This is a genomic window from uncultured Streptococcus sp., assembly GCF_963518475.1.
GTDB lineage: Bacteria > Bacillota > Bacilli > Lactobacillales > Streptococcaceae > Streptococcus.
In genome coordinates, this window is record NZ_CAUQJA010000046.1 from 1 (window position 1) to 3,752 (window position 3,752).

The 3,752-nt window shown below is 40.5% G+C and carries 2 protein-coding genes; one reads left to right on the forward strand and one right to left on the reverse strand.

Features of this window, described 5'->3' with window-relative positions:
• Positions 1 to 6 precede the first annotated feature (6 nt).
• Positions 7 to 1,461, reverse strand: coding sequence for a glycoside hydrolase family 32 protein (locus tag RYK12_RS10020; protein WP_314848856.1), 1,455 nt, complete (start codon positions 1,459 to 1,461; stop codon positions 7 to 9).
• A gap of 381 nt (positions 1,462 to 1,842) precedes the next feature.
• Here RYK12_RS10020 and RYK12_RS10025 point away from each other — a divergent pair.
• Positions 1,843 to 3,752, forward strand: a 1,910-nt coding sequence (locus RYK12_RS10025; protein WP_314848859.1) for a sucrose-specific PTS transporter subunit IIBC, incomplete at its 3' end; no start/stop codon positions are given.

The following is a 3,752-nucleotide window of genomic DNA, read 5'->3' on the forward strand; positions in this document are numbered from 1 at the left end:
GCGACATCAGTTAGTTTTGCGACCATAATCTAATTCATAGTAAGTTCCAGTTGGGTTTCCAGACTTGATCAGGATACCATTTTGGTCCGCATGTGGGAAGACACGACCAGAAAATACTTTTTCTCCTTTATTGATGAAAATTTCAAAGACAGAGTTATCAATGAAAATTGTAGCAGTAGTAGCCTGGTTATCGATTGGGCAAGAACGAGTTGTCCCAAATTCTTGAGCGTACTGTTCACCAGCCTGGCTACGATCCACTGTCACTTGACCATTTACAAGGTCAAAGTTGATTGCAAGTCCCTTGCCTTCTTTATCAGCAAGTAAGACAATCTCGCTCTGGCTATTAGCTTCCAAATTAAGTTCAAGTTCGTAAGTGTTCTTGGTTTGAGCACGGTTTGAGAAGGCTTCTTCAGAAGCACGAAGGTCCTTGATCGCTGCAACTGGGTATTGGTAGAGTTTGCCATCTTTGATAGTTAGTTCTTTGACCAAAGAGAAGGTTCCTTGGTGGTCAAAACGGTCAGATGGGTAAGAAACATCTGGCAAACCAAGCCAGCTAACTGCTAGAGCACGTCCGTCAGGAGAGTTGAAGGCTTGGGTTGCATAGGCTTCAAAACCATAATCCATGTTTTGGAGTTGAGACACATCTACCATTTTGGCATTTTCAGGGTCAAAGGAATCCCCAATCTTATACATATTTGGATAGATATTGTCGTAGTCTAGAACATTTTTATCCAATCCTTGTGGGCAGTAGAGAAGGACAGGTTGCTCTCCTACAAAGACCATATTTGGGCATTCCATCATGTAGGCAGTGCGGTCGTTAGCAAAGTCAAGGTCGCCAACAGCTTGCCAGTTTGTGTAGTCATTGTCAATAGCTTTGTAGAGACGGACGAAGCCTTTTTTCTCCAAGTCCTGTCCACCGACGATGGCATAATATTGCCCCTTGAAGTTAAAAATTTGCGGATCGCGGAAGTGGTCTGTAGAGTCTGCTGGCTGGTCGATCAAGATCTTGTCAATCTTCGTAATCTTGCCATCCTTATCCATCAAAGCTCCAATCTGGTAAGGGTGACGGATCCAGTTTTCATCACGAACATTTCCTGTATAAAATAGGAACAAGTTATCGCCAAATTGCATAGCAGAACCAGAGTAGGCACCGTGGCTATCTAATGGAGTATCTGGTAAAACTTTGATTCCAGTTTCTTTAAAGTGAATCAAATCATCACTTTCTAGCTGTGCCCAAGATTTCAAACCGTGGGCTGCACCAAAAGGAAAATTCTGGTAAAAGAGGATCCACTTGCCATCAAAGTAAGAAAAGCCATTTGGGTCGTTGAGAAGTCCTGTTTTTGGCTCAACATGGTAATGAGTATGCCATGGAGATTGTGCCATATTTTTCTTTATATTTTGAATTTCTTCTTGCGTCCAATCTTCATAGGGTCTATAACGACGCTCAGTTGTCCATTCCATTTATTTTATTCCTCCAAAAATCTTATTACTTTTAATAGTAACCGTTTTCGGTTAAAAAAGCAAGTCTTTTATGTTAAAAAAGAGGAAAAACTGTCAAACGTTAGTCATAAAATAAATGCAGGAAACCAATCAAATTTTCACGGAAATATGAAAGATAATGAAATAAAAACCTTTTAAACTAAGATTTCAAACTTATTTTTTCAAGTAACGCCTGATAAAACAGTCAAAAACAATCAATCTAAAGCGTGCCCACTAAGTGGATAGAACATTTTTTCTGCAAAACGCTTGACATATTTCTAAAACATGATAAAATAATAGTCGTAAGGGCGAATAAAATCGCTTTCAAATAAGAACAAAATTTTATATAAGGAGATTTTTGCTATGGATTATAGTAAAGTTGCTGCCGAGGTCATTGAGGCTGTCGGTAAGGATAATCTTGTAGCTGCAGCCCACTGTGCAACTCGTCTTCGTTTGGTATTGAAAGACGAATCAAAAGTGAATCAAGCAGCTCTAGATAATAATGCGGATGTCAAGGGAACTTTTAGCACTAACGGACAATATCAAATTATCATTGGTCCTGGAGATGTTAACTTTGTGTATGCGGAAATCATCAAGAAAACTGGTTTGAAAGAAGTTTCGACAGATGATTTGAAAGAGATTGCTAATAAAGACAAAAAGTTCAATCCATTGATGGACTTAATTAAACTTTTGTCAGACATCTTTGTTCCTATTATCCCTGCCTTAGTTGCAGGTGGTCTCTTGATGGCTTTACGTAACTTCTTGACATCACCAGACTTGTTTGGACCTCAATCAATTGAAGATATGTATCCTGCAATCAAAGGCTTCTCAGCTATGATTCAATTGATGTCTGCTGCTCCATTTATGTTCCTCCCTGTTTTGGTTGGTATTTCAGCAGCCAAGCGCTTTGGAGCAAACCAATTCCTTGGTGCGGCAATCGGTATGATTATGACCACTCCAGATTTAGGTGGTAAAGAAGCCTTCTGGGACATCTTAGGTTTCCATGTTACACAAACAAACTATGCTTATCAAGTTATTCCAGTCCTTGTTGCAGTCTGGTTGTTAGCAAATTTGGAAAAATTCTTCCACAAGAAATTGCCATCTGCAGTTGACTTCACTTTCACACCGCTTTTATCAGTGATGATTACAGGATTCCTTACCTTTACAGTTATCGGTCCTGTTATGTTGGTTGTGTCTGATGCGATTACAAATGCGATTGTATGGTTGTACAACACAACAGGTGCCTTTGGTATGGGGCTATTTGGTGGAACATATTCGCTAATCGTTATGACAGGTCTTCACCAATCATTCCCAGCAATCGAAACACAATTGTTGTCTGCTTACAATAATAACGGTACTGGATTTGGAGACTACATCTTTGTTGTTGCTTCAATGGCAAACGTAGCACAAGGTGCGGCTACTCTTGCAATCTACTTCTTGACAAAAAATGCTAAAACAAAAGGATTGTCAAGTTCGGCTGCTGTTTCTGCCTTCCTTGGTATTACAGAACCTGCTCTCTTTGGGGTAAACTTGAAATACAAATTCCCATTCTTCTGCGCCCTTGCTGGTTCAGCAATTGGTGCCTTCGTAGCAGGTTTAACTCACGTTATTGCAGTTTCATTGGGAGCGGCTGGATTTATTGGATTCCTTTCTATTAAGGCTGGTTCAATCCCTATGTATATAGTTGCGGAAATCATGTCCTTTGTTGCCGCCTTTGCTTTCACTTATTTCTACGGGAAAACAAAAGCAGCTAGTGTCTTTGCTGATGAAGCAGCCACAGCAACTGCAGAAACAGTTACTGAACCTACAGTAGAAGCACCAGTAGTGGAAGAGACTGATACTCTTCAAAATGAAACACTTGTAACTCCTATCGTTGGTGATGTCGTAGCTCTTGCTGATGTCAATGACCCAGTTTTCTCAAGTGGAGCTATGGGACAAGGTATCGCTGTGAAACCAAGTCAAGGTGTGGTATATGCACCAGCTGATGCTGAAGTTTCAATTGCCTTTCCAACAGGACACGCTTTTGGTTTGAAAACAACTGATGGTGCTGAAGTCTTGATCCACGTTGGTATTGACACTGTAACAATGAACGGTGAAGGTTTTGAAGCAAAAGTTGCTCAAGGTGATAAGGTTAAAGCGGGCGATGTTCTTGGAACATTTGACTCAAACAAAATCGCTGCAGCTGGTCTTGATGATACAACAATGGTTATCGTTACAAATACAGCTGACTACGCTTCAGTAGCTCCAGTCGCAACAGGTTCAGTTGCGAAGGG